Raw genomic sequence first — 25401 nt, 5'->3', positions numbered from 1 at the left:
GGGCCGAACGGGTCGGGCGTGTTGTTTATCCAAGTACTTTCGAGGTGATTCCCATGATGAAAGGTGGCATGGCCGGCCTGATGAAGCAGGCGCAGCAGATGCAGGAAAAAATGGCCAAGATGCAGGAAGAACTGGCCAACGCCGAAGTCACCGGCAAATCCGGTGGCGACATGGTGACCGTGGTCATGACCGGTCGTCACGACATCAAGCGTGTCAGCATCGACCCAAGCGTGGTCGAAGGCCTGAGCGAAGATGACAAGGAAATGCTCGAAGCCCTGTTCGCTGCCGCCGTCAACGACGCGGTGCGCAAGATCGAAGCCAACAGCCAGGACAAGATGTCCGGCATGACCGCTGGCATGCAACTGCCACCGGGCATGAAACTGCCGTTCTGATTCGCCATCCCGGTCGGGATGGGCTACACACAATGCCAGGCATCGCGCCTGGCATTTTTATTTCTGGCCCAGATACAGCGTTGGACCGCAGTGGCCGCTATCGCGAGCTTGCTCGCGATAGCGGCCACTGCGGTCCAACCGAACAAACATCGAACGCTGCCCCCTCGGCAAGGGTCTGCTCCCTATACGTGCCACTCAACGATCAAGGAGACGCTTCCATGTCACAAGCATCGACCACCAGCCAGCGCATCGTCCTGGCCTCTCGCCCCCATGGCGCCCCGACCCCGGAGAATTTCCGCCTGGAGCAGGTGACCCTGCCGGACCTGGCACAGGGGCAGATCCTGCTCAAGACGCTGTTCCTGTCCCTGGACCCCTACATGCGTGGGCGCATGAGCGATGCACCTTCCTACGCCGCGCCGGTGGAAATCGATGAGGTGATGACCGGCGGCGCTGTCAGCCGTGTGGAGCGTTCGATGCACCCGAAATTCCAAGAGGGAGATCTGGTGGTGGGCGCCACGGGTTGGCAGAGCCACAGCATCAGCGATGGGCGCAATGTGATGCCCATCCCCTCCGGCCTGCCTAGCCCGTCGATGGCCTTGGGTGTACTGGGCATGCCAGGCATGACCGCTTACATGGGGCTGATGGACATTGGCCAGCCCAAGGCCGGGGAAACCCTGGTGGTTGCCGCCGCCTCGGGTGCCGTGGGCTCGGTGGTCGGCCAGGTGGCGAAAATCAAGGGCCTGCGTGTCGTCGGGGTCGCGGGCGGCAGCGAGAAATGCAAGTACGTGGTCGATGAGCTGGGCTTTGATGCCTGTGTCGATCACAAGAGCGCCAATTTTGCCGAGGAACTGGCGAGGGCCTGTGACACGGGCATCGATATCTATTACGAAAACGTTGGTGGCAAGGTCTTCGATGCCGTCGTGCCGTTGCTCAACGCCAAGGCGAGGATCCCGCTCTGTGGCTTGATCGCCTCCTACAATGATCATCAGGCTCCGAGCGGCCCGGATCGCTTGCCCCAACTGCAGCGCACCTTGCTGACCAAGCGCGTGCGGATCCAGGGGTTCATTGTGTTCGACGACTACGGTGACCGTCAGCCGGAGTTCATCAGTGCCATGGCCCCTTGGGTGCGCGACGGCAAGGTCAAGTTCCGTGAGGACGTGGTCGATGGCTTGGAAAATGCGCCACAGGCGTTTATCGGCCTGTTGGAAGGGCGCAACTTCGGCAAGTTGGTGGTTCGGGTCGCGCAGGATTGAGTATTTGACGCTAACCGGAGGCGCGGGTATAAACCGCGTCTCGTTGTTATGTCGGACATTTCCTCCATGAGCTTCAGCCCTTTGATTCGCCAACTGATCGATGCCCTGCGAACGTTGCCGGGTGTGGGTCAGAAAACTGCCCAGCGCATGGCGTTGCAATTGCTCGAGCGTGATCGCAGCGGCGGTTCGCGCCTGGCCCAGGCCCTGAGCCAAGCCATGGAAGGCGTAGGGCATTGCCGTTTATGCCGCACCCTCACCGAAGACGACCTCTGCCCGCAATGTGCCGACCCGCGCCGGGACGACACCTTGCTCTGCGTGGTGGAGGGGCCGATGGATGTGTATGCGGTGGAGCAGACCGGTTTTCGTGGCCGTTATTTCGTGCTCAAGGGCCATTTGTCCCCGCTCGACGGCTTGGGTCCGGAAGCCATCGGCATTCCACAGTTGATCGCGCGGATCGAAGAGGCGGGCACGTTCACGGAAGTCATCCTCGCCACCAACCCGACGGTCGAAGGCGAAGCCACCGCCCATTACATCGCCCAGATGCTGAACAACAAAGGCTTGGTCGCCTCCCGCATCGCCCACGGCGTGCCTTTGGGCGGCGAGCTGGAGTTGGTGGACGGCGGGACGCTGGCGCATTCGTTTGCGGGCCGTAAGCCGATCGCGTTGTAACCGCTACCCAATTCCTTGTGGGAGCGGGCTTGCTCGCGAAAGCGGGGTGTCAGCCAACATAAGGGCTAACTGATACTCCGCCTTCGCGAGCAAGCCCGCTCCCACATTAGGTTTCGTAGTGAGCGTTATTTTTCGCTGAGGGAGAACTGCGTCAGGCAGAACGTGGGGATCCCCATGTCTTCCAGGCGCTGGGAGCCGAGCAGCTCCGGCAAGTCAATGATCGCTGCGGCCTCGTGGACCTTGGCGCCCATGCGGCGGATCAGGTTGGCGGCGGCGATCAGCGTGCCACCGGTGGCGATCAGGTCATCGAACATCACCACCGAATCCCCCTCGCACAGGCTGTCGGCATGCACTTCAAGGAAGGCTTCGCCGTATTCGGTCTGGTATCCCTCGGCCAGTACGTCGGCCGGCAGTTTGCCTTGCTTGCGGAACAAGACCAGCGGTTTGTTCAACTGATAGGCCAGGATCGAACCGATCAGGAAACCGCGTGCATCCATCGCGCCAATGTGAGTGAACTCGGCCTCGACATAGCGGTGGGCGAAACTGTCCATGACCAGGCGCAGGGCGGTCGGGGATTGGAACAGTGGGGTTATGTCGCGAAAGATCACGCCGGGCTTGGGGAAATCGATCACGGGACGGATCAGGGATTTGATGTCGAAGGAGTCAAAGACCATCGTGGAGGTGTCCTGGCAGGGCTGCAAACGCGGCAGTATAGCGCGGCGGGGCAAATCCCTCAGCCGCGCTCGTCCATCAGCCGTCGATCGAGCCGCCGGCCAGGGCGCAGAGCTGGATCGGGTCGAGGATGTGAATTTCCTTGCCTTCGGCGGCAATCAATTCGTTCTGCTGGAAACGGGTGAACACCCGGGACACGGTTTCCACCGCCAGGCCCAGGTAATTGCCGATTTCGTTGCGCGACATGCTCAGGCGGAACTGGTTGGCCGAGAACCCGCGGGCACGGAAGCGTGCCGAGAGGTTGACCAGGAAGGTGGCGATGCGCTCGTCGGCGGTTTTTTTCGAGAGCAGCAGCATCATCTGCTGATCGTCACGGATTTCCCGGCTCATGACCCGCATCAACTGGCGACGCAGTTGCGGCAACTGTAGGGCCAGCTCGTCCAGGCGGTCGAAGGGGATTTCGCACACCGAAGTGGTTTCCAGCGCCTGGGCCGAGACCGGATGGGTCTCGGTGTCCATGCCGGACAGGCCCACCAGTTCGCTGGGCAGATGGAAACCGGTGAGCTGCTCTTCGCCGCCATCGCTCAGGTTAAAGGTTTTCAAGGCGCCCGAGCGCACCGCGTAGACGGAATCGAAGGTGTCGCCCTGGCGAAACAGGAATTCACCTTTTTTCAACGGACGGCCCCGTTTGACGATTTCGTCCAGCGCATCCATGTCCTCCAGATTCAATGAAAGTGGCAGGCACAGCGGGGCCAGGCTGCAATCCTTGCAGTGGGCCTGGTTGTGGGCGCGCAGTTTGACTGGCTCGGACATTTCTTCAATCCTTGTGGGAAAACACACATAGGCCGTAAGGGTACCCCAGCGTGGGCACTCCGGCCAGTGCGGTTTCGTCGTCAAATTGTCGCGCTCAGATTACCCGGGAGAAGCGCTGCCGATTGTGCTGCTCCAGATAGGCATCGAAGACCATGCACACGGATCGCACCAGCAGGCGCCCGGCGGGCAGGACTTTGATGTGCGTGTTGTCGAGTTCGATCAGGCCGTCCTTGGCCATGGCCTGCAATTGCGGCCATAGCGGCGCAAAATATCCTCCAAAATCGATATTGAAGGTTTGCTCGATCTCGGCGAAGGCCAGGTTGAAATGACAAATCAATTGCTGGATCACCGCACGCCGCAACCGGTCGTCGGCGTTGCATACCCAGCCGCGACTGGTCGCCAGTTGCCCGTCGGCGAGGGTGTTCTGGTAATGGTTCAGGTCGCTGCTGTTCTGGCAGTACAGGTCGCCGATCTGGCTGATGGCCGACACGCCGAGGCCGATCAGGTCGCAATGGCCATGGGTGGTGTAGCCCTGGAAGTTGCGCTGCAGCGTGGCCTCTTCCTGGGCGATGGCCAACTCGTCGTCGGGCAGGGCGAAGTGGTCCATGCCGACGTAGCGATAGCCGGCGGCGGTCAGTTGTTCGATGGTGCCCTGCAGCATCGCCAGTTTCTGCTCCGGGTTCGGCAAATCCTGGCTGTTGATGCGCCGCTGGGGCATGAAGCGTTCCGGCAGGTGGGCGTAGTTGAACACCGAGAGCCGGTCCGGTTGCAGGTGGATGACTTCCTCGACGGTGCGGGCGAAGTTGTCCGGGGTCTGCTTGGGCAGGCCGTAGATCAGGTCAATATTGATCGAACGGAATTGCAAGGTTCGGGCAGCCTCGACCACAGCGCGGGTTTCTTCCAGGCTTTGCGGGCGATTGACGGCGCGCTGCACTGCCGGGTCAAGGTCTTGCAGGCCGATGCTGACTCGGTTGAACCCCAGTTCACGCAATAGCCCCATGGTCGACCAGTCGGCCTCCCGGGGATCGATCTCGATGCCGTAGTCGCCGGAGTCGTCGTCCAGCAGGTTGAGGTGCTTGCGCAGCGTGGCCATCAGTTGGCGCAGTTCGTCGTGGCTGAGGAACGTCGGGGTGCCGCCGCCAAAATGCAACTGTTCCACACGCTGGGCGGGGTCCAGGTGGCAGCCTATCAGCTGGATTTCCTGTTCCAGGCGTTGCAGATAGGCGTGGGCACGGCCACGGTCCTTGGTGATGACCTTGTTGCAGGCGCAGTAGTAGCAGATGTTCGCGCAGAACGGCACGTGCACATACACCGACAATGGGCGCTGGGCCTTGCGGCTGTCCCGCAGGGCATGGAGCAGGTCGAAGGTGCCCACCTGGCCCCCGAACTGCGCCGCAGTCGGGTACGAGGTGTAGCGTGGTCCCGCCAGGTCGTAGTGGCGGATCAGGTCTGGGTCCCAACGGATGGCGTCGAGCATGCGGGTGTTCCCCGGGTAGGCTGGCATGGGGCGAGTCTAGGGGGGGATGCGCGGGGTGGTCTTGATTTGTGTCAACGAGCTCGCTGCGCAGAAAGGGTGTGCAAGGCTTTTGAAGACGATACATGACCTGTGGGAGCCGAGCTTGCTCGCGATAACGGCGGCACATCCAGCACGGATGTCAGCTGAACCACCGCCATCGCGAGCAAGTTCGGCTCCCACATTCAGTGGCCCATGAGCCAATGCTGGTGCGGCCCAGGCAGTGTCCAGATCCCGAAAACAATCACCAACAGCCCACCGGCCATGCGCACGCTGCGTTTGCGCAGCAGGGCGGTGATGCGCTCGGCGGCCAGGCCGGTGGCGAGCAGCACCGGCCAGGTGCCCAGGCCGAAGGCGAGCATCAGCAGGGCGCTGTCCAGGGCATTGCCCTGGCTGGCGGACCATAGCAGGGTGCTGTAGACCAATCCGCACGGCAGCCAGCCCCATAGGGCACCGAGCAGTAAGGCCCGGGGCAGGCTCGACACCGGCAGCAAGCGGTTGGCGACGGGTTGGATGTGCCGCCACAAGCCACGCCCCACGCTTTCGATACGGGTCAGGCCGCTCCACCAGCCCGCCAGATACAGACCCATGGCAATCAGCAGCAAACCGGCCAGTACCCGCATGATCATCGCTGCTGGACTGTTGGACACGGCCCAGCCGGCCAGGCCGATCAGCAACCCGGCGGCGGCATAGCTCAGGATTCGCCCCAGGTTGTACGCCAGCAGCAACCGAAAGCGGCGGCTGCGCTGTTCCTTGGGAATCGCCAGGGTCAGGGCGCCCATCAGGCCGCCGCACATGCCCAGGCAATGGCCGCCGCCCAGCAGACCGAGGATGACCGCCGAGACCAGCAGTGGCGCCAGGTCAAGCATGGGGCGGAGCCTTGTCGTCCGGCTCGTGGGCCTGGCCGCTGGCTTCGTCCACCGCCGCCTTGTGGTTCGGATCCTGGTCGTCGAACAGAATACTGTGGGCCGGACCGTCGAGGTCGTCGTACTGTCCGCTGTCCACGGCCCAGAAGAAAATGTACACGGCGATGGCCACGATCAGCAGCGCGGCCGGGATCATTACGTAAAGAGCTGGCATGTCAGGACTCCATGCCCGCGCGGCTCAGGCCGGCAGCGGGCGGGTATCGGGCGTGGCGTCGATCACCTGCGCCTTGGGCTGACGCGTCAGCCTCAGGGCATTCAACACCACGGTCAACGAACTGATGGACATGCCGACCGCGGCCCATACCGGTGTAATCCAGCCGAGGGCGGCGAACGGCAACATGAGGCCATTGTACAGCCCTGCCCACACCAGGTTCTCAATGATCACTCGGCGGGTGCGCCGGGCCAGATTGAAGGCGTGGATCAGGGCGTCGAGGCGGTTGGACAGCAGCACCGCGTCGGCGCTGGTCTTGGCCAGGTCGGTGGCCGAGCCCATGGCGACACTGATGTCCGCTGCCGCCAGCACGGGCACGTCGTTCACGCCATCGCCGAGCATCAGCACCTTGCGGCCCTGTTGGTGCAATTGCTGCAACACCGCCAGCTTGTCGTCCGGGCGCAGGCCGCCCCGGGCCTCATCGATGCCCAGCTCGGCGGCGACGCTGGCAACCATCGGCGAACTGTCGCCCGACAGCAGCAGCGTTCGCCAGCCCCGCGCCTTGCAGGCCGCCAACAGGGCCGGGGCGTCGGCACGCAAGCGGTCATCGAGGACGAACCAGGCCAGCGGCCCGATCTCATCGCCCAGCAACAGCCATTGCCCGGCTTCGTCCGGCATCTGCGGTATGGCCGCGCCACTCAGTTCGCAGACAAAACCGGGCTGGCCGATGCGCAGGCGTTGTTCGGCCACGAGCCCTTCCAGCCCCAGCCCCGGGGTGCTGTGCACCTGCTCGGCGGCCATTGGCGCGCGGCCAAAGGCGCGGGCGATGGGGTGTTCCGAGCGGTTTTCCAGGGCCGCGGCCAAGCCCAGGCAGTGATCGCTGTCGAGGGCCGCCAGTGGCCGAATGGCGCGCAACGCCAGGCGGCCTTCGGTGAGGGTGCCGGTCTTGTCGAAAATCACCGTGTCGATCTGGTTCAGGCCTTCCAGTACATGGCCGCGCGTCAGCAGCAGGCCAAGTTTATGCAAGGTGCCGGTAGCGGCGGTGAGGGCGGTCGGCGTGGCGAGGGACAATGCGCAGGGGCAAGTGGCGACCAGCATCGCCAGGACGATCCAGAAGGCCCGTGAGGCATCCAGTTGCCACCACAACAGGCCGATGGCCGCCGCCGCGACCAGGGAGAACAGCAGGAACCATTGGGCGGCGCGATCGGCGATCTCCGCCAATCGTGGTTTCTCGGCCTGGGCCCGTTCCAGCAGGCGAACGATGGCCGACAATCGGGTGTCTTGCCCGAGGGCCAGCACCTCGACCGTCAAGGCCCCTTCGACGTTCAGCGTGCCCGCGGTGACCGCATCCCCCACCTGCCTAGGTTGTGGCAGGTATTCACCGGTCAGCAACGACTCGTCGATGCTGGACTGTCCATCCAGGATCCTGCCATCGGCCGGCAGCACCGCGCCTGGATGCACCAATACCCGGTCGCCGGTGCGCAACTCGCTGAGCAGGATGCGTTCACTCTGGCCGTTATCCTCCAGGCGCAGGCACGAGGCCGGCAACAGATTGACCAGTTGAGCGGTGGCGGCAGCGGTACGCTCCCGGGCCCGGCGCTCCAGGTAACGGCCGGCCAGCAGGAAAAGGGCGAACATGCCCACGGCATCGAAGTACAACTCGCCAACGCCAGTGATCGACGTCCAGATCCCGGCAATGTAGGCGCTGCCGATGGCCAGGGACACCGAAACGTCCATGGTCAGGTGGCGGGTGCGCAGGTCGCGCATGGCACCTTTGAAGAACGGCGCGCAGCTGTAGAACACGATGGGCGTGGTGAGAAACAAGGCGACCCAGCGCAGGATGGTGTGCATCTCCGGGCTCAGGTCGATGTTGAATTCCGGCCAGGTGGCCATCGTCGCCATCATCGCCTGGAACCACAACAGACCGGCCACGCCCAATTGGCGCAAGGCCAGGCGGTTTTGTGCGGCGAGTTGCTCGCACGCCTGGTCGGCCTGGTACGGGTGGGCGACGTAGCCGATCTGGCGCAATTCGGCGAGCAGCGTGCTCAGCGGCAACTGGGCGTCGGCCCAGCGCACATGCAGGCGATGATTGGACAGGTTCAACCGCGCCTCGGCCACGGCTGGCAGGCTGCGTAGCTGTTTTTCGATCAACCAGCCACAGGCGGCGCAACTGATGCCTTCCATCAACAGGGTGGTTTCGGCCAGCTCGCCCTCATGGCGCACGAACGATTGCTGCACGTCAGGGCGATCGTACAGCGCCAGTTCATCGGTCAACTGGACGGGCAGGGTCTCGGGATTGGCCGACGCCTCACTGCGATGCAGGTAATAGCTCTCCAGGCCTCCGGCAACAATGGCCTCGGCCACCGCCTGGCAACCCGGGCAGCACAGCTCGCGGGTTTCACCGAGGACAACGGCGGTGAAGCGACTGCCAGGGGGGACGGGCAGGGCGCAGTGGTAGCAGGGCTGTGGAGTGGTCATTGCGTTTTCACAGAACGTTGTCCAATGATCGTTCCCATGCTCGGCGTGGGAACGCATCCTGTGACGCTCCGCGTCACGCTTGCGAGGGGACGCGGAGCGTCCCGGGCTGCGTTCCCACGCGGAGCATGGGAACAATCAGAACCACAGGAAAGCGGCTTATTTCTTCAGGTCTTCAGCACCTTGCAGCGGTTCATCGCCGAGCAGGATGTCCTGGTCGTGGTTGATCTGTTCCTCTTCGAACAGGCGCCAGGTCTTGTCGTTCTCCACCCCCAGCAATTCGACAAAGCGCCGGCCTTCGATCTTGTCCGTCAACTGGCCGACGTAGCGCCCCGGTTCGCTGTCGTTGCGGGTCAGGACGATCTTGCGGTCCTTCTCCGGCTGGGTTGGCGAGATCAGGCTCAGTTCCAGGGTCTGGGGGCGGCTGTTGCCGTTCAGGCGCAGGTTCACTTCGCCGGTCACGTCATCCAGTTGCACGTTGGCATGCAGTTGCAGGGTCTGGGCCAGCAGTTCGCGCTCCAGCGAGCGGTTGATTCCCTTGCCGGCTTCGTAATAGTTGTCGTTGACCAGGTTGTCCGGGTTTTTCACCGCAATGGTCACCATCGTCAGGCTCAGGGTTACCGAGCAGGTCAGGATGGCGATGATGATCCACGGCCAGAGGTGCTTGTACCAAGGGCTGGTGGCGGTTGCTGCAGGCATGTTCAGTTCTCTCAACGAGTTTGTGGGCCGATGAACCGGCTCTTGGCTTCGACATGTACGCTTTCGTCATCGGCGTCCTTGAGGATGAAGGTCACCTCGTTGGTGCTCGATGGCAGTTGCTCCGGTGCGCTGGACAGTTCAACCGGCTGGCTGTAGATCTCGCCGGCCGCGACCTTGATTTCCCGACGGCCTTGCAGCTTGAGGTCGGGCAGGCCTGCGGCTTCCAGGACGTACGTATGGTCGCGTTGGTCCTTGTTCATGATCTTCAGGCTGTAGACGTTCTCGATCCGGCCCTCGGCGTTTTCGCGATACAGCACGCGGTCCTTGCTGACATCGAAACCCACCAGTGAGCGCATGAAGAACGCCGTCACCAACAGGCTGATCATGGCCAGCAGCACCAGGGCATAGCCGATCAGGCGCGGGCGCAGTTTATGGGTTTTCTGCCCCGAGAGGTTGTGTTCGGTGGTGTAGCTGATCAGGCCGCGGGGATAGTCCATCTTGTCCATGATGTTGTCGCAGGCATCGATGCAGGCCGCGCAGCCAATGCACTCGATCTGCAAGCCGTCGCGGATGTCGATGCCGGTCGGGCAGACCTGGACGCACATGGTGCAGTCGATGCAGTCCCCAAGGCCCAGGGCCTTGTAGTCCACACCTTTCTTGCGCGGGCCACGGCTTTCGCCACGACGCGGGTCGTAGGACACGATCAAGGTGTCCTTGTCGAACATCACGCTTTGAAAGCGTGCGTAAGGGCACATGTAGATGCACACCTGCTCACGCAGCCAGCCGGCGTTGCCATAGGTGGCGAGGGTGAAGAAGCCGATCCAGAAATACGACCAGCCATCGGCCTGGCCGGTAAAGAACTCGAATACCAGTTCGCGGATCGGCGTGAAGTAACCGACAAAGGTCACGCCGGTGACGAAGCCGATCAGCAGCCACAGGCTGTGCTTGGCGAACTTGCGCAGGAATTTGTTGGCGCCCATGGGGGCCTTGTCGAGCTTGATGCGCTGGTTGCGATCGCCTTCGGTGACTTTTTCGCACCACATGAAGATCCAGGTCCACACGCTTTGTGGGCAGGTGTAGCCGCACCACACCCGTCCGGCATAGACCGTGATGAAGAACAGGCCAAATGCCGCAATGATCAGCATCCCCGACAGCAGGATGAAATCCTGGGGCCAGAACGTCGCACCGAAAATGAAGAACTTGCGTTCCGGCAGGTTCCACCAGACGGCCTGATGGCCGCCCCAGTTCAACCAGACCGTACCGAAATACAGCAGGAACAAGAACGCTCCGCCCAGCATCCGCAGGTTGCGGAACAGGCCGGTGAAGGCGCGGGTGTAGATTTTTTCCCGAGAGGCGTACAGGTCGACGCTTTTGTTCGCGTCCTTGGCAGGCGGGGTAACATCATGTACCGGAATCTGGTTGCTCATCAATTGCATCCCACGGCAGTGGAAAAGTGCCGGGGCCAGTGCGTGCCGACCTCGGTCAGAAAGGGTGTTGCAGTGGCGCAATGATACGCCTGTCGCTCTGGCTCAAGGGTGCGACCTTTGGTCGCGTTGGGCGCCTGCATAGAATGGTGTAGCGGATGTAACAAGTCATGACCCAGATCAATTGACTATTGTAGGAGCTGCCGTCTCAAGCGGGTGGATTGGATGACCAGGGGTTGAGCACCACCACGCCGCTGCTCTGGAAATCATTCACGTTGCGGGTGACCACGGTCAGTCCGTGAACCAGCGCAGTGGCGGCAATCAGTGCATCGCATTCATTGCTGCGATCCGGAACGTGCAGGCGAGCGCAGCGCAGCGCGACGGCGCGGTCGACCGCCAGGATTCTTCCGGCGAATGCGGGCATGACATGGTTGTCCAGCCATGCGCGCAGGCGACTGCCTTGCTCCGGGTCCTTGCGTTCGAAGCGCAACACGCCGGTTTCCAATTCCAATACGGTAATCGCCGAGAGGTAAAGGCTGGGGGCGGGCACGCCACGCGCCCAGGCCTGTACGTTCTTATCGGCTTGAGGCTTGCGCAGTTCCGAGATGACGTTAGTGTCCAGCAGGTACATCAGGACAGGTCCACCGGTCGAGGAGAGATGACGGCACGTTCGGTATCGAAATCAATATCCGGCGTGTCGGGCATGACGAGCAACTCGACAATGCTGGTGCCGATGCCGGTCAGTTTCTGGTACTCCTCAATGCTTAGCAGCACATGGGCCGGCTTGCCACGGTCGGTAATGATGACCGGCCCCTGGCGGCTGGCTTTTTTGGCACCACTTGTGTCGTGGTTGAATTCGCGGCTGGAAATAGTGGTGATGGACATGGCGGCGTCCTCGATAGAACTGAATGTAGGCACGTTACTACCACGGCTGTTTGCGGGCAAGATAAAACCATTTCGTCCTGTCGCAGCGGCAAACAAAAAGGCCCCGTCAACGTTGGTTGACGGGGCCTTTGGCACATCAGGCGTTGGCTTTACTGGGCGTCAGCCGCAGGTGCTTTCTCGCCGTGAGACAGGCTGTAGACATAGGCGGCCAGCAAGTGGACCTTGTCGTTGCCTTGCAGGTCGGCCTGGGCCGGCATCTGGCCCTGGCGACCGTAGCGGATGGTCTGCTGCAGTTGGGCGAAGCTCGAACCGTAGATGAAACCGGCCGGATGCGTCAGGTCAGGTGCGCCCATGGCGGGCGTGCCCTTGCCGGCAGGACCGTGGCAGGCCACGCAGTTGGCCGCGAACAGTTTCTGGCCGTTGGCCGGGTCGGCCTTGGCGCCTTCCGGCAGCTTGCGACCGTGCAGGCTGGTCACCAGGTAGGAAGCCACGTCGGCCACGCCTTGTTCGCCGACCACGGCAGCCCAGCCCGGCATCACGGCGTGACGTCCGCCCATGATGGTCGTCTTGATGGTTTCCGGCTCGCCGCCCCAGCGCCAGTCGGCGTCGGTCAGGTTGGGGAAACCATAGGCACCCTTGGCGTCGGAACCGTGGCAGACCGAGCAGTTGGAGGCGAACAGGCGGCCACCCATCTTCAGGGCTTGCGGGTCCTTGGCGACTTCTTCGATCGGCATGGAAGCGAACTTGGCGAAGATCGGACCGAACTTGGCGTCCGAGCGAGCCATTTCCTTTTCCCACTCGTGAACGCCTGTCCAGCCGGTCTGGCCGTTGGCGAAGGCGGTCTGCTTTTCGTTGTCCAGGTAGTTATAGCCTGGCAGCAGGCCTTTCCAGTTGCCCAGGCCAGGGTAGAGCACCAGGTAACCGAGGGCGAACACGATGGTGCCCACGAACAACATGAACCACCATTTCGGCAGCGGGTTGTCGTACTCCTCGATCCCGTCGAAGGAGTGGCCAACCGTCTCTTCGGTGGCTTCGCTGCGCTGGCCCTTGCGGGTCGACAGCAGCAGCCAGGTCAGGGCGAAGATCGTACCCAGACTGAGGACTGTGACGTACAGACTCCAGAACGTAGTCATTCTTTGTTACTCCTAGAAGCTTGCTCGACGTGCTTGATGGCCTCGGGATCATCCGCGAACGGCAGCAAGGTCGCGTCGTCAAACTCCGACTTGCGCTTGGGGCTGAACACCCACAAGGCCAGGCCGATAAAGGCCACCATCACGACGACGGTGCCCAGGCCACGAATCATCCCGATATCCATCCAGATCACCGTTTGCTTTTGATGATGGTGCCCAGGCCTTGCAGATAGGCCACCAGCGCGTCCATTTCAGTCTTGCCCTTGACGGCATCCTTGGCACCGGCGATGTCTTCGTCGGTGTAAGGCACGCCCAAGGCCCGCAGGACTTCCATTTTCTTGGCGGTGTCTTTGCCGTCGAGCTTGTTTTCTACGAGGAACGGGTAGGCCGGCATTTTCGACTCAGGCACAACGTTGCGCGGGTTGTACAAGTGCGCACGCTGCCAGTCGTCGGAGTAACGGCCGCCAACGCGGGCCAGATCCGGGCCGGTCCGCTTGGAACCCCACAGGAACGGGTGGTCCCAGACGCTTTCACCGGCAACCGAATAGTGGCCGTAGCGTTCGGTCTCGGCACGGAACGGACGGATCATCTGCGAGTGGCAGCCCACACAGCCGTTGGCGATGTAGATGTCGCGGCCTTCCAGTTCAAGGGCAGTACGCGGCTTCATGCCTTCGACCGGCTTGTTGGTCACGTCCTGGAAGAACAGCGGAACGATCTGGGTCAGACCGCCGATGCTCACGGCGATGACCATGAAGAAGGCCAGCAGGCCGATATTCTTCTCTACTGCTTCGTGCTTCATCAGTGAGCTCCAACTACGGCGATCTTGGCGGCGGCTTCAGCTTCAGCCGGGTCAGAGGCACGAACGGTGCGGTACACGTTGTAGGCCATCAACAGCATGCCGCTGGCGAAGAACGCGCCGCCCAGGGCACGTACGATGAAACCAGGATGGCTGGCTTGCAGCGCTTCGACGAACGAGTAGGTCAGGGTGCCGTCGTCGTTGATCGCACGCCACATCAGGCCTTGGGTGATGCCGTTGACCCACATCGAGGCGATGTAGAGCACGGTGCCGATGGTCGCGAGCCAGAAGTGCGCGTTGATCAGGCCGGTGCTGTGCATCTGCGCACGACCGAACAGTTTCGGGATCATGTGGTAGATGGCGCCGATGGAAATCATTGCCACCCAGCCGAGTGCGCCGGCGTGTACGTGGCCGATGGTCCAGTCGGTGTAGTGGCTCAGGGAGTTGACGGTCTTGATGGCCATCATCGGGCCTTCGAAGGTCGACATGCCGTAGAACGCCAGCGACACCACCAGAAAGCGCAGGATCGGGTCGGTGCGCAGCTTATGCCAGGCACCCGAGAGGGTCATCATGCCGTTGATCATGCCGCCCCAGCTTGGCGCCAGCAGGATGATCGACATCGCCATGCCCAGGGACTGCGCCCAATCCGGCAGTGCGGTGTAGTGCAGGTGGTGCGGACCGGCCCAGATGTACAGGGTGATCAACGCCCAGAAGTGGACGATGGACAGGCGATAGGAATAGATCGGACGCTCGGCCTGTTTCGGCACGAAGTAGTACATCATCCCCAAAAAGCCGGTGGTCAGGAAGAAGCCCACGGCGTTGTGGCCGTACCACCACTGGATCATCGCGTCGGTCGCGCCCGAATAGGCCGAGTACGACTTGAAGAAGCTGACCGGCAGGGAGGCGTGGTTGACGATGTGCAGCATGGCGGTCACGACGATGAAGGCACCGTAGAACCAGTTACCGACGTAGATGTGCTTGGTCTTGCGCTTGACGATGGTGCCAAAGAACACCAAACCGTAGGTCACCCAGACGATGGCCAGCAGGATAGCCAGGGGCCATTCCAGTTCCGCGTATTCCTTGGTGGTGGTGAAACCCATTGGCAAGGTCACGATCGCACCGACGATGACCGCTTGCCAGCCCCAGAAGGTGAAGGCGGCGAGGCTGTCGGAGATCAGTCGCGTTTGGCAGGTTCGCTGCACGACGTAGTAAGAAGTGGCAAACAATGCACAACCACCGAAGGCGAAGATCACCAGGTTGGTGTGCAGCGGGCGCAGGCGTCCAAATGTCGTCCATGGCAGATCGAAGTTCAACTCCGGCCAGACCAGTTGCGAGGCGATGAAGACACCGAGCCCCATGCCAAGGATCCCCCAGACCACCGTCATGATGGCGAACTGGCGGACTACCTTATAGTTATAAGCAGTCGGACTGATTGCTGTGCTCATTCTAAGGTTCCACGGTTTGGGTGTTTTATTAGGATAAAAATCGGTCGCAAGTATGGAGAAAGCGGGGGGTCATTGCAACGCGCCATGACCTGGGTCAATGCTTTCCAAAGCAGATTCTGCGGCCTTTCCATGTGCTGAGTAGGGACAAAATTGGCCCTCGGCAAAATGTCGCAACGAAGGAAAGAGGCGAGGGGGTCAGGTCGGTTGTAACGGGGTGTGTTCGAACACGGTGTTCGGGTGATGCCAGGCAATTATCGCAACAGCCGGTATTCACCTGCCTTTGCGGCCTTTTTATCGAACGATTGTCGAACGCATCGGGTCGGGTCGACCTGAAACCGGCAGTCGCCAGCGCACGCAGAGGCAAGCTTAGACCTGATTCCGGGGAACCGAAAGGAAGACGATGGGAGGGGTGCGACAAAAAGAAGCAGCTGCGAGCTGCGAGCTTCAAGCTGCAAGCGAGTGCGCGTCGCTTGCAGCTTTTGCTTTTGCTTTTGCTTTTGCTTTTACTTGAGGCTTGCAGCTTGCGGCTTGCCGCTCAACTGCTCATCAGTCTTTGAAAGACTGTAAACGTAAGCCGCGAGCAGTTGCACCTTGTCATTGCCCAGCAACTCATTCTGCGCTGGCATGTGGCCCTGGCGACCATGGCGAATGGTCTGCTGCAACTGGGCCAGGCTGGTGCCATAGATGAAGCCGGCCGGTTGCGTCAGGTTCGGCGCGCCCATGGCTTCGGTCCCCTGGCCGTTGGCGCCGTGGCAGGCCACGCAGGTGGTGTTGAAGGCCTGCTGGCCGGCTTGCAGATCGGCACCGCTGTCTGCCGGCAACGGCAGGCCGGCCAGGTCGTGGCGTACATAGGCGGCCACGTTCTTGACCCCCGCGTCCCCCAGCACTTCGCCCCAGGCCGGCATCGCCGCCATGCGGCCGCCCATGATGGTCGCCTTGATGGTGTCGGCAGCACCGCCCCAACGCCAGTTGCTGTCGGCCAGGTTCGGGAAGCCAAAGGCACCCTTGGCGTCCGAGCCATGGCAGACCGAGCAGTTGGAGGCGAACAGGCGACCGCCCATTTTCAGTGCCTGCGGGTCCTTGGCCACTTCTTCCACGGGCATGGCGGCGAATTTGGCGAAGATCGGTCCGAATTTGGCATCGGCCTTGGCCATTTCCTTTTCCCATTCATGGGCGCCGGTCCAGCCGTTCTCGTAGCCGGGCAGGATACCTTTCCAGTTGCCCAGGCCCGGATACAGGACCAGATAGCCGACGGAAAACACCAGGGTGCCGGCGAACAACAGGAACCACCACTGTGGCAGCGGGTTGTCGTACTCCTCGATGCCGTCGAAGCTGTGGCCCATGGTCTGGTCGACGCTGCCCTTGGTCTCGCCCTTGCGGGTGCCGATCAGCAGCCAGGTCAGGCCGATCAGGCTGCCGATGGTCAGTACGCAGATCCACGTACTCCAGAAGGTGGTCATGGCCGGGTACTCCTTGTCGCAGGGTCTTGGGGGGTGATGTCGGCGGGCGGTTCGTCGGCGAACGGCAGCAGGCGCGCCTGGGCGAATTCCGGGCCGCGCTTGCTGCTGAATACCCACAGGGTCAGGCCGATGAAGGCGATGAACACCACGACGGTGCCCAGGCCACGGATCATTCCAGTGCTCATTTCAAAGAACATCAGGCTCACCTCTTGCTCTTGATGGCAGTGCCGAGCACTTGCAGGTAGGCCACCAGCGCGTCCATTTCGGTCTTGCCCTTGAGCGAGGCCACGCTGCCGGCGATGTCGTCGTCGGTGTACGGCACGCCGAGGGTGCGCATGGCGCGCAGCTTGCCTTCGGTGTGGCTGCTGTCCACCGCCTGGGCTACCAGCCATGGGTAGGCCGGCATTTTTGACTCGGGCACGACGTTGCGCGGGTTGTACAGGTGGGCGCGGTGCCAGTCATCGGAGTAGCGCGCGCCGACCCGTGCCAGGTCCGGCCCGGTACGCTTGGAGCCCCACAGGAACGGGTGGTCCCAGACGCTTTCGCCAGCGACGGAGTAGTGGCCGTAGCGCTCGGTCTCGGCGCGGAACGGACGGATCATCTGCGAGTGGCAGCCCACGCAGCCTTCGCGGATATAGATGTCGCGGCCTTCCAGTTGCAGGGCGGTGTAGGGCTTCATGCCGTCCACCGGCTTGTTGGTCACGTCCTGGAAGAACAGCGGCACGATCTGGGTCAGGCCGCCAATGCTCACGGCCAGGACCATCAGCAGCATCAGCAGGCCGACGTTTTTTTCGATTGTTTCGTGTTTCATGGTGGACTCCTCAGGCCATCTGCGCGGCAGCGGCGGCTTCGGCAGGCTGGTAGGCCCGCACGGTGCGCCAGGTGTTGTAGGCCATCAGCAGCATGCCGAGAAGGAAGATCGACCCGCCCGCCAGCCGCACGACGAAGCCTGGGTGGCTGGCCACCAGGGTTTCGACGAAGGAGTAGGTGAGCGTGCCGTCCTCGTTCACCGCGCGCCACATCAGGCCCTGGGCGATGCCGTTGACCCACATCGAGGCGATGTACAACACGGTGCCGATGGTCGCGAGCCAGAAGTGCGCGTTGATCAGGCCGATGCTGTGCATCTGTGGCCGACCGAAGACTTTCGGGATCATGTGGTACAGCGCGCCGATGGAAATCATCGCTACCCAGCCGAGTGCACCGGCGTGTACGTGGCCGATGGTCCAGTCGGTGTAGTGGGAGAGGGCGTTGACCGTCTTGATCGCCATCATCGGACCTTCGAAGGTCGACATGCCGTAGAACGCCAGGGACACCACCAAGAAGCGCAGGATCGGGTCGCTGCGCAACTTATGCCAGGCACCCGACAGGGTCATCATGCCGTTGATCATGCCGCCCCAGCTGGGTGCCAGCAGGATCAGCGACATCACCATGCCCAGGGACTGCGCCCAGTCCGGCAGCGCGGTGTAGTGCAGGTGGTGCGGGCCGGCCCAGATATACAGGGTGATCAACGCCCAGAAGTGGACGATGGACAAGCGATAGGAATAAACCGGGCGCTCGGCCTGCTTGGGCACGAAGTAGTACATCATCCCCAGGAAGCCTGCGGTGAGGAAAAAGCCCACGGCGTTGTGGCCGTACCACCACTGCACCATCGCATCCGTGGCCCCGGCGTACACCGAGTAGGATTTGGTGAAGCTCACCGGCAGTTCCAGGTTGTTGACGATGTGCAGGATCGCCACGGTCAGGATGAATCCGCCGAAGAACCAGTTGCCGACGTAGATGTGCTTGGTATTGCGCTTGGCCACGGTGCCGAAGAACACGATGGCGTAGGCGACCCAGACGATGGTGATCAGGATGTCGATCGGCCATTCCAGCTCGGCGTATTCCTTGGAGCTGGTGTAGCCCAGGGGCAGGCTGATGGCCGCCAGCAGGATCACCAATTGCCAGCCCCAGAAGCAGAACGCGGCGATTTTCGGCGCGAACAGCTGTGTCTGGCAGGTGCGTTGCACCGAATAGAACGAACTGGCAAATAATGCGCAGCCGCCAAAGGCGAAGATCACCGCGTTGGTATGCAACGGGCGCAGGCGGCCGAAGCTGGTCCAGGGCAAATCGAAGTTGAGCTGTGGCCAGACCAATTGGGCGGCGAGAAAAACCCCGAGCCCCATGCCGACGATGCCCCACACCACCGTCATAATGGCGAATTGGCGGACCACCTTGTAGTTGTAGGCGGTACTGATAGAAGTGTTCATGGTTCCCCATCCACGGTTCAGCCGAAGTGAGCGCCTGCGCAAGGCAGTGCGGCGTTCTTCGCCTGGAGTTATAGGCAGACTAAAAGCGAGGCAAGCATGGACAAACAGCACAAGGCCAGTATTGACGGGGATCAATGGGCGCGGTGCGTGGCCGAACACGGTTGGCTATGGACCGCCGCGCAACCGGGTATCGTTGCCGAGCCCCCGACCCTCATCCTTGCCCATGGTGCCGGTGCACCGATGGACAGCGGCTTCATGGAAGAAATGGCCGCACGCCTTGCCGTACGGGGCGTCAACGTGTTGCGCTTCGAGTTTCCCTACATGGCCCAGCGGCGCCAGGATGGGGGCAGGCGTCCTCCCAACCCGGCACCCAAGCTGCTGGAATGCTGGCGTGAGGTGTACGCCACGGTGCGGCCTTTTGTCGCTGGGCGGCTGGCCATTGGCGGCAAGTCCATGGGCGGGCGCATGGCGAGCCTGCTGGTCGATGAGTTGGGTGCCGATGCGCTGGTGTGCCTGGGTTATCCCTTCTATGCGGTGGGCAAGCCGGAGAAGCCGCGGGTCGAGCACTTGGCAGGGTTAAAGACCCGGACCTTGATCGTCCAGGGCGAGCGTGATGCCTTGGGTAACCGGGAGGCGGTGCAGGGATATGAATTGTCCCCGAGCATCGAGGTGATGTGGCTGGTGGCGGGGGATCATGACCTCAAGCCGCTGAAGGCTTCAGGGTTCAGTCATGAGCAGCATCTGGAGGCGGCGGCGGGCAAGGTGGCGGCGTTTCTTCAATAAGCGCTTTTTTGATTGTCAGGGCCTCATCGCGAGCAAGCTCGCTCCCACACTGGATGTGTGGCGCTCACGAACCCCTTGTGGGAGCGAGCTTGCTCGCGATGGCGGCTGCCCAGGCAACAAGAAACCCGGAAGCGTTCGCTGTCCGGGTTTTTGGATTGCCAACTGAAATCAGCGGTTGAACCGCTCCACCAACGAATACTGCGAATTCGCCGTGCGGGTCAGCTCTTCGCTCAGCAGCGCCGAGCTGTGGGCCTGGCCGGAGGTCTGGTCGGCCAGTTCCGAGATGTTGCTGATGTTGCGGCTGATCTCCTCGGCCACTGAGCTTTGCTCCTCGGTGGCGGCGGCGATCTGGGTGGTCATGTCGGTGATGTTGGCCACCGCTTCGCTGATGCCCACCAATGCCTGGTCCGCTTCCATCACCCGCGCCACGCCTTCTTCGGCCTGGCGGTGGCCGGCCTCCATGGTTTGCACGGCATTGTTGGCGGTTTGCTGGAGCTTGGCGATCAGGCCATGGATCTGCCCGGTGGATTCGCTGGTGCGTTGCGCCAGTTGGCGTACTTCGTCGGCCACCACGGCAAAGCCGCGCCCCATCTCACCTGCACGGGCCGCTTCAATGGCGGCGTTGAGGGCCAGCAGGTTGGTCTGGTCGGCGATGCCTTTGATCACGTCGACCACGCCACCGATCTCGTCGCTGTCCTTGGCCAGCTGAGTCACGGTGTTACCGGTCTCACCGACCACCACCGACAGCCGCTCGATGGCTTCGCGGGTTTCCCCGGCGATGTCGCGGCCACGGCTGGTCAGGCGATTGGCTTCCTGGGTGGCATCGGCGGTGCGCTGCACGTGACTGGCGACTTCCTGGGTCGTTGCCGCCATCTGGTTGACGGCCGTGGCGACCTGTTCGGTTTCCACCCGCTGGCGCTCAAGGCCGCTGGAGCTGTCATGGGCCAACGTGTTGGACTGGCGAGCCTGGTCGTTAAGATGCTCGGCGGTGTCCTGCAGGCGCGTCAGGCAGGTTTTCAGGCGCGCTTGCTGACTGAGAATCGACATTTCCAGGCGTGCCTGGACGCCGCGGCTGTCGGTGTACATCCGGGCGATCAGCGGGTCGGAGGTGGTTTGCTCGGCCAGGCGCAGCAGGCGCTTGATCCCGCGTTGTTGCCATTGCAGGCCGATCAGCCCCAGTGGCACCGAAAGCACGGCGGCCAGGGCAAAACCCCAGTGGGAGTTCAAGAAGGCGCCCACGACGAAGCTCAACTGGCTGACCAGGATGAACGGCAGCCAGTCCTGCAGCATCGGCAGCCATTTGTCGCTGCCAGGCACCGCGGACTTGCCCTGGTTGATGCGCTGGTAAAGTGCTTCGGCCCGGCCGATCTGCTCGGCGGTGGGCTTGACCCGTACCGACTCGTAGCCGACCACCTGGTTACCTTCGAAGATGGGCGTGACGTAGGCGTTGACCCAGTAGTGGTCGCCGTTCTTGCTGCGGTTCTTGACGATGCCCATCCATGGCAAGCCTTGTTTCAGCGTGCCCCACATATGGGTGAACACGGCTGACGGAACATCGGGGTGACGGACGAGGTTGTGCGGCGAACGGATCAGTTCTTCCTTGGAAAACCCACTGATTTCAACGAACGCGTCGTTGCAGTAGGTGATGACACCCTTGGCGTCGGTGGTCGAAATCAATCGTTGCTGGGCCGGGAAGGTCCTTTCGCGTTGTGTGACGGGTTGGTTGTTACGCATGGTGTGTAGATCCGCAAGGCTTTGAAAGGTTGTCGGCGCCGTCAGGTTTTAGTTGAAGTTATTTTTGCCTGTCGCTATCACGCCAGCATCGGGTAGGTAAAGAGGGCGAAATGAAGCAGGTTGAGCAGAAAATGCGTGGCAATCGCCGCGCCCAGACCGCCAAAACGATACGCCAGGCCGTAACCGAGCCCCGCCAGCCCCGACAGCAGCACCCATTGCCAACCCGCGCCCGCATGCACTAGGCCGAACAGCAACGAAGCCAGGAGCAATGCCAGGTTGTCGCCCTGACGCAGGTGTTTGAAGCGTCGGCTCAAGCCACCCTGAATGTAGCCACGAAACAGCGCTTCCTCCACCAGCGTGACCAATAAAAGATTATTAAGTACCCACATCCAGGCATGGTCCGGCCATTTCGGCGCCCAGTGGATCATCCCCAGCAGCATCGCACCGCCAAGGGCCAGGACCGCGCTCAGGGCCAAACCCATGGCCGTGGCGTAGGACGACAACCGCAACGAGCGCCGGCCGACGATCCAGGGGCAGGCCAGCAACAGCCAGAAGCCGATGAGCGGCTTGTCCTGGTTCAGGTACATGGCAAACGGTGCGGCGTCATCGGTCAAACGTTGCGCCGGGATCACCCGCCCGTTGAAGAAGCCAGGCATCCAGTGCAGTGCCAGTGCCAGGGCCATGACCAGGAACAGGGTATGCCCGAGAAACCGGCCAACCGGCGTTTGTCGCTGGCGAACCGCATACCCGGCGAACAGCAGCAGCCCGATCGAGATGAGTGCAGTCCAGGCCAGATGGCCATAGACCAGCGCCAGACCATAGCCTGTGGAAAGAAGGGCCAGGTGAAGCCAGGGCAAAGCGGGCATACAACATCCTTTTAACGGGGACGCTCTGGGCGAGGGCGGCTGTCGGGGCTTCGACGCCACCGTGTCGCGCAAAGAGCACATTTGTGTCCGTGCAGATTCATGCGCAGGAGGGGCAGGCAGTTGGCTGACGCGGTTGCGTGAGTGCCGGCAGGATTATAGGCGGGCTCATACAAAACAGCGCCTGTTAAATAACTGTGGGGGCGAGCTGGCTCGCGATAGGGGCAAGTCAGCCAACACTGATGCTGGCTGATCCATCGCTATCGCGAGCAAACTCGCTCCCACAGGGGCGTGTTTTAACCTGCAATCAATTGTCGCAAGACGTAGTGAAGAATCCCGCCGGCCTTGAAGTATTCCACTTCATTCAAGGTATCGATCCGACACAACACTTCGATTCGCTCTTGGCTGCCATCCTCCCGGGTGATGACCAGGGGCAGGTTCATCCGTGGCGTCAGTTCGACGTCATTGAGCCCCAGGATGTCCAGGGTTTCCTTGCCCGTGAGGTTCAGGCGCTTGCGGTTCTGGTCGAGCTTGAACTGTAGCGGCAGCACGCCCATGCCCACCAGGTTGGAGCGATGGATGCGCTCGAAGCTTTCGGCGATCACCGCCTTGACCCCCAGCAGGTTGGTGCCCTTGGCCGCCCAGTCCCGGCTCGAGCCCGTGCCATATTCCTGGCCGGCGATCACCACCAGGGGCGTGCCCGTGGATTGGTAGAGCATGGCGGCATCGTAGATCGGCATTCGTTCGCCACTGGGGATGTAGATCGTGTTGCCGCCTTCTTCACCGTCGAGCATTTCGTTGCGGATGCGGATATTGGCGAAGGTGCCGCGCATCATGACTTGATGGTTGCCGCGCCTTGAACCGTAGGAGTTGAAGTCCCGTGGCTCCACGCCTTGTTCGCGCAGGTAGCGACCGGCCGGGCTGTCAGCCTTGATGTTACCGGCCGGGGAGATGTGGTCGGTGGTCACCGAGTCTCCCAGCAGGGCCAGGATCCGGGCGCCCTCGACGTTCCTGACGGCCGGTGGCGGCCCGCCGATGTCGTCGAAGAAGGGTGGGTGCTGGATGTAGGTCGAGTCATCCTGCCAGACGTAAGTCGCCGCTTGCGGCACTTCGATGGCCTGCCATTGCTCGTCACCGGCAAACACGGCGGCGTATTCCTTGTGGAACATGCTGGTGTTGACCTGGGCCACGGCGGCGGCCACTTCCTGGCTGCTGGGCCAGATGTCCCGCAGGTACACCGGCTTGCCGTCCCGGTCGTTGCCCAGCGGCTCGCTGCTGATGTCGATGCGCACTGTGCCGGCCAGGGCATAGGCGACCACCAGCGGCGGCGAGGCCAACCAGTTGGTCTTCACCAGCGGATGCACCCGGCCTTCGAAGTTGCGGTTGCCCGACAATACCGAGGCCACGGTCAGGTCGGCTTTCTGGATGGCTTTCTCGATGGGGTCCGGCAACGGCCCGGAGTTGCCGATACAGGTCGTGCAACCATAGCCCACCAAGTCGAAACCGAGTTTATCCAAGTACTCGGTCAGGCCGGCCGCGTTGTAGTAATCGGTGACCACCTTGGAGCCCGGCGCCAGGGAACTCTTGACCCAAGGCTTGCGGACCAGGCCTTTTTCCACGGCTTTTTTCGCCAGCAGCCCGGCGGCCATCATGACGCTGGGGTTGGAGGTGTTGGTGCACGAGGTGATGGCGGCAATCACCACCGCGCCGTTTTTCAGGCGATGGGTGTGGCCTTCGAATTCGTACTCGGCTTCGCCCACCTGGTCGGCATTGCCCACCGCGACGCCACCGCCGCCTTCACTTTCCAGGCGGCCTTCTTCTTTACTGGTGGGTTTGACCTGCAACCCCAGGAAGTCGCTGAAAGCCTGGCCGACATTCGGCAGCGAAACCCGGTCCTGAGGGCGTTTGGGCCCGGCGAGACTGGCCTCGACGCTGCCCATGTCCAGCTCCAGGGTGTCGGTGAACACCGGCTCTTGGCCGGGCAGGCGCCACAGGCCCTGGGCCTTGCAATAAGCCTCTACCAGCTTCACGGTCTCTGTCGGGCGCCCGGACAGGCGCAGGTAGTCCAGGGTCACCTCGTCCACCGGGAAGAAACCGCAGGTGGCGCCGTATTCCGGGGCCATGTTGGCGATGGTGGCGCGGTCGGCCAGGGGCAGGTCGGCCAGGCCGTCGCCATAGAACTCGACGAATTTGCCCACCACACCTTTCTTGCGCAGCATCTGCGTGACGGTCAGCACCAGGTCGGTGGCGGTAATGCCTTCGCGCAGCTTGCCGATGAGTTTGAAACCGATGACCTCGGGAATCAGCATCGACACCGGTTGGCCGAGCATGGCCGCTTCCGCCTCGATCCCGCCGACGCCCCAGCCCAGTACGCCGAGGCCGTTGATCATGGTGGTGTGGGAGTCGGTGCCCACCAGGGTATCGGGGAAGGCGTAGGTGCGGCCGTCTTCTTCTTTGGTCCACACGGTGCGGCCCAGGTATTCCAGATTGACCTGGTGGCAGATGCCGGTGCCCGGCGGTACTACGCTGAAATTGTCAAAGGCGCTCTGGCCCCAGCGCAGGAAGGCGTAGCGTTCGCCGTTGCGCTGCATTTCGATGTCGACGTTCTGCTCGAACGCCTGGCTGCTGGCGAACTTGTCTACCATCACCGAGTGGTCGATCACCAGGTCCACCGGTGACAGCGGGTTGATCCGCTGGGGATCGCCGCCGGCCTTTTCCATGGCGGCTCGCATGGCGGCCAGATCGACCACGGCGGGGACACCGGTGAAATCCTGCATCAGTACCCGTGCCGGGCGGTATTGAATCTCGCGGTCGGAGCGGCGCTCCTTGAGCCACCCGGCCAGGGCCTTGAGGTCGGCACCGGTGACGGTTTTTTCATCTTCCCAGCGCAACAGGTTTTCCAGCAGCACCTTCAAGGACATGGGCAGCTTGTCCAGGTCACCCAGGCTTCGGGCGGCATCCGGCAGGCTGAAGTAATGGTAGGTCCTGGCGTCGACTTGCAGTGTTTTAAGGGTTTTCAGGCTATCGAGGGACGGCATTGAAATCACTCCTTTGAGTCCGCACGGCTACGGA

The 25401-nt window shown here is 62.2% G+C and carries 25 protein-coding genes; 4 read left to right on the top strand and 21 right to left on the bottom strand.

What is annotated here, in order from left to right; translation table 11 throughout:
- Positions 1 to 53: 53 nt before the first annotated feature.
- The 3 genes from BLP82_RS08495 (at position 54) to recR (ending at position 2314) form a co-directional block, all read left to right on the top strand.
- Positions 54 to 392, top strand: a complete 339-nt coding sequence (locus BLP82_RS08495; protein ID WP_003183512.1) for a YbaB/EbfC family nucleoid-associated protein — start codon at positions 54 to 56, stop codon at positions 390 to 392.
- 218 nt (positions 393 to 610) lie between these two features.
- Complete coding sequence (locus tag BLP82_RS08490) at positions 611 to 1645, top strand: NADP-dependent oxidoreductase (protein WP_092166657.1); 1035 nt, start codon at positions 611 to 613, stop codon at positions 1643 to 1645.
- A 66-nt stretch (positions 1646 to 1711) separates the two neighbouring features.
- The gene (gene recR, locus BLP82_RS08485; protein ID WP_092166861.1) at positions 1712 to 2314 is read left to right on the top strand and encodes a recombination mediator RecR; all 603 of its coding nucleotides are present in this window, start codon (positions 1712 to 1714) and stop codon (positions 2312 to 2314) included.
- A 125-nt stretch (positions 2315 to 2439) separates the two neighbouring features.
- On the opposite strand, the gene BLP82_RS08480 is transcribed toward recR, so the two are convergent.
- The 18 genes from BLP82_RS08480 to ccoN (BLP82_RS08395) form a co-directional block, all read right to left on the bottom strand.
- The gene (locus BLP82_RS08480; protein WP_003183509.1) at positions 2440 to 2988 is read right to left on the bottom strand and encodes an adenine phosphoribosyltransferase; all 549 of its coding nucleotides are present in this window, start codon (positions 2986 to 2988) and stop codon (positions 2440 to 2442) included.
- 76 nt (positions 2989 to 3064) lie between these two features.
- The gene (fnr, locus tag BLP82_RS08475) at positions 3065 to 3799 is read right to left on the bottom strand and encodes a fumarate/nitrate reduction transcriptional regulator Fnr (protein WP_092166655.1); all 735 of its coding nucleotides are present in this window, start codon (positions 3797 to 3799) and stop codon (positions 3065 to 3067) included.
- Positions 3800 to 3893: 94 nt separating this feature from the next.
- Positions 3894 to 5276, bottom strand: a complete 1383-nt coding sequence (hemN, locus tag BLP82_RS08470) for an oxygen-independent coproporphyrinogen III oxidase (protein ID WP_092166653.1) — start codon at positions 5274 to 5276, stop codon at positions 3894 to 3896.
- Positions 5277 to 5497: 221 nt separating this feature from the next.
- On the bottom strand, positions 5498 to 6181 hold the full coding sequence (locus BLP82_RS08465; RefSeq protein WP_092166651.1) for a sulfite exporter TauE/SafE family protein: 684 nt from the start codon (positions 6179 to 6181) through the stop codon (positions 5498 to 5500).
- The gene (gene ccoS, locus BLP82_RS08460) at positions 6174 to 6392 is read right to left on the bottom strand and encodes a cbb3-type cytochrome oxidase assembly protein CcoS (RefSeq protein ID WP_092166649.1); all 219 of its coding nucleotides are present in this window, start codon (positions 6390 to 6392) and stop codon (positions 6174 to 6176) included. The genes BLP82_RS08465 and ccoS overlap by 8 nt, the downstream gene beginning before the upstream one ends.
- Positions 6393 to 6416: 24 nt before the next feature.
- A complete protein-coding gene (locus BLP82_RS08455; protein WP_092166647.1) occupies positions 6417 to 8867 on the bottom strand; it encodes a heavy metal translocating P-type ATPase in 2451 nt (816 codons plus the stop codon).
- Positions 8868 to 9023: 156 nt separating this feature from the next.
- The gene (locus tag BLP82_RS08450) at positions 9024 to 9563 is read right to left on the bottom strand and encodes a FixH family protein (RefSeq protein ID WP_014339383.1); all 540 of its coding nucleotides are present in this window, start codon (positions 9561 to 9563) and stop codon (positions 9024 to 9026) included.
- Between the two features lie 11 nt (positions 9564 to 9574).
- Entirely contained in the window at positions 9575 to 10990 is a 1416-nt protein-coding gene (ccoG, locus tag BLP82_RS08445; RefSeq protein WP_092166644.1) for a cytochrome c oxidase accessory protein CcoG, read from the bottom strand.
- 205 nt (positions 10991 to 11195) lie between these two features.
- Complete coding sequence (locus tag BLP82_RS08440) at positions 11196 to 11618, bottom strand: type II toxin-antitoxin system VapC family toxin (RefSeq protein WP_092166642.1); 423 nt, start codon at positions 11616 to 11618, stop codon at positions 11196 to 11198.
- On the bottom strand, positions 11618 to 11872 hold the full coding sequence (locus BLP82_RS08435; RefSeq protein WP_092166640.1) for a type II toxin-antitoxin system Phd/YefM family antitoxin: 255 nt from the start codon (positions 11870 to 11872) through the stop codon (positions 11618 to 11620). Before BLP82_RS08435 ends, BLP82_RS08440 begins: the two co-directional genes overlap by 1 nt.
- Positions 11873 to 12021: 149 nt before the next feature.
- A complete protein-coding gene (gene ccoP, locus BLP82_RS08430) occupies positions 12022 to 13005 on the bottom strand; it encodes a cytochrome-c oxidase, cbb3-type subunit III (protein WP_060738428.1) in 984 nt (327 codons plus the stop codon).
- The gene (locus tag BLP82_RS08425; protein WP_003183474.1) at positions 13002 to 13187 is read right to left on the bottom strand and encodes a CcoQ/FixQ family Cbb3-type cytochrome c oxidase assembly chaperone; all 186 of its coding nucleotides are present in this window, start codon (positions 13185 to 13187) and stop codon (positions 13002 to 13004) included. Before BLP82_RS08425 ends, ccoP (BLP82_RS08430) begins: the two co-directional genes overlap by 4 nt.
- A gap of 5 nt (positions 13188 to 13192) precedes the next feature.
- A complete protein-coding gene (gene ccoO / locus BLP82_RS08420; protein ID WP_053120680.1) occupies positions 13193 to 13801 on the bottom strand; it encodes a cytochrome-c oxidase, cbb3-type subunit II in 609 nt (202 codons plus the stop codon).
- Positions 13801 to 15243 (bottom strand): cytochrome-c oxidase, cbb3-type subunit I, encoded by a 1443-nt coding sequence (gene ccoN, locus BLP82_RS08415; protein WP_030140905.1) that lies wholly within the window; start codon positions 15241 to 15243, stop codon positions 13801 to 13803. The genes ccoO (BLP82_RS08420) and ccoN (BLP82_RS08415) overlap by 1 nt, the downstream gene beginning before the upstream one ends.
- Before the next feature lie 503 nt (positions 15244 to 15746).
- A complete protein-coding gene (gene ccoP, locus BLP82_RS08410; protein WP_092166638.1) occupies positions 15747 to 16703 on the bottom strand; it encodes a cytochrome-c oxidase, cbb3-type subunit III in 957 nt (318 codons plus the stop codon).
- Complete coding sequence (locus BLP82_RS08405) at positions 16700 to 16900, bottom strand: cbb3-type cytochrome oxidase subunit 3 (protein ID WP_060743060.1); 201 nt, start codon at positions 16898 to 16900, stop codon at positions 16700 to 16702. Before BLP82_RS08405 ends, ccoP (BLP82_RS08410) begins: the two co-directional genes overlap by 4 nt.
- A 5-nt stretch (positions 16901 to 16905) precedes the next feature.
- Positions 16906 to 17514: a cytochrome-c oxidase, cbb3-type subunit II gene (ccoO, locus tag BLP82_RS08400; RefSeq protein WP_053120686.1), complete on the bottom strand. Its 609-nt coding sequence runs from the start codon at positions 17512 to 17514 to the stop codon at positions 16906 to 16908.
- A 10-nt stretch (positions 17515 to 17524) separates the two neighbouring features.
- Entirely contained in the window at positions 17525 to 18949 is a 1425-nt protein-coding gene (ccoN, locus tag BLP82_RS08395) for a cytochrome-c oxidase, cbb3-type subunit I (RefSeq protein ID WP_003199614.1), read from the bottom strand.
- Positions 18950 to 19045: 96 nt separating this feature from the next.
- Between ccoN (BLP82_RS08395) and BLP82_RS08390 the strand changes: the two genes are divergently transcribed.
- Positions 19046 to 19732, top strand: coding sequence for an alpha/beta family hydrolase (locus BLP82_RS08390; protein ID WP_092166636.1), 687 nt, complete (start codon positions 19046 to 19048; stop codon positions 19730 to 19732).
- Positions 19733 to 19900: 168 nt separating this feature from the next.
- On the opposite strand, the gene BLP82_RS08385 is transcribed toward BLP82_RS08390, so the two are convergent.
- The 3 genes from BLP82_RS08385 to acnA all read right to left on the bottom strand — a co-directional run bounded on the left by BLP82_RS08385 (position 19901) and on the right by acnA (position 25367).
- Positions 19901 to 21466 (bottom strand): methyl-accepting chemotaxis protein, encoded by a 1566-nt coding sequence (locus tag BLP82_RS08385; protein ID WP_092166633.1) that lies wholly within the window; start codon positions 21464 to 21466, stop codon positions 19901 to 19903.
- Between the two features lie 77 nt (positions 21467 to 21543).
- Positions 21544 to 22332 (bottom strand): CPBP family intramembrane glutamic endopeptidase, encoded by a 789-nt coding sequence (locus tag BLP82_RS08380; RefSeq protein ID WP_092166631.1) that lies wholly within the window; start codon positions 22330 to 22332, stop codon positions 21544 to 21546.
- Positions 22333 to 22625: 293 nt separating this feature from the next.
- Positions 22626 to 25367 carry an aconitate hydratase AcnA gene (gene acnA, locus BLP82_RS08375; protein ID WP_092166628.1) on the bottom strand — a complete coding sequence of 914 codons (2742 nt, stop codon included), beginning with the start codon at positions 25365 to 25367 and terminating at the stop codon, positions 22626 to 22628.
- Positions 25368 to 25401: the final 34 nt, after the last annotated feature.

Source organism: Pseudomonas sp. NFACC37-1 (genome assembly GCF_900101575.1).
Lineage (GTDB): Bacteria > Pseudomonadota > Gammaproteobacteria > Pseudomonadales > Pseudomonadaceae > Aquipseudomonas > Aquipseudomonas fluorescens_AA.
The sequence above is the reverse complement of the archived record's forward strand: the minus strand, read 5'-3'. Positions and strand labels throughout refer to the sequence as shown.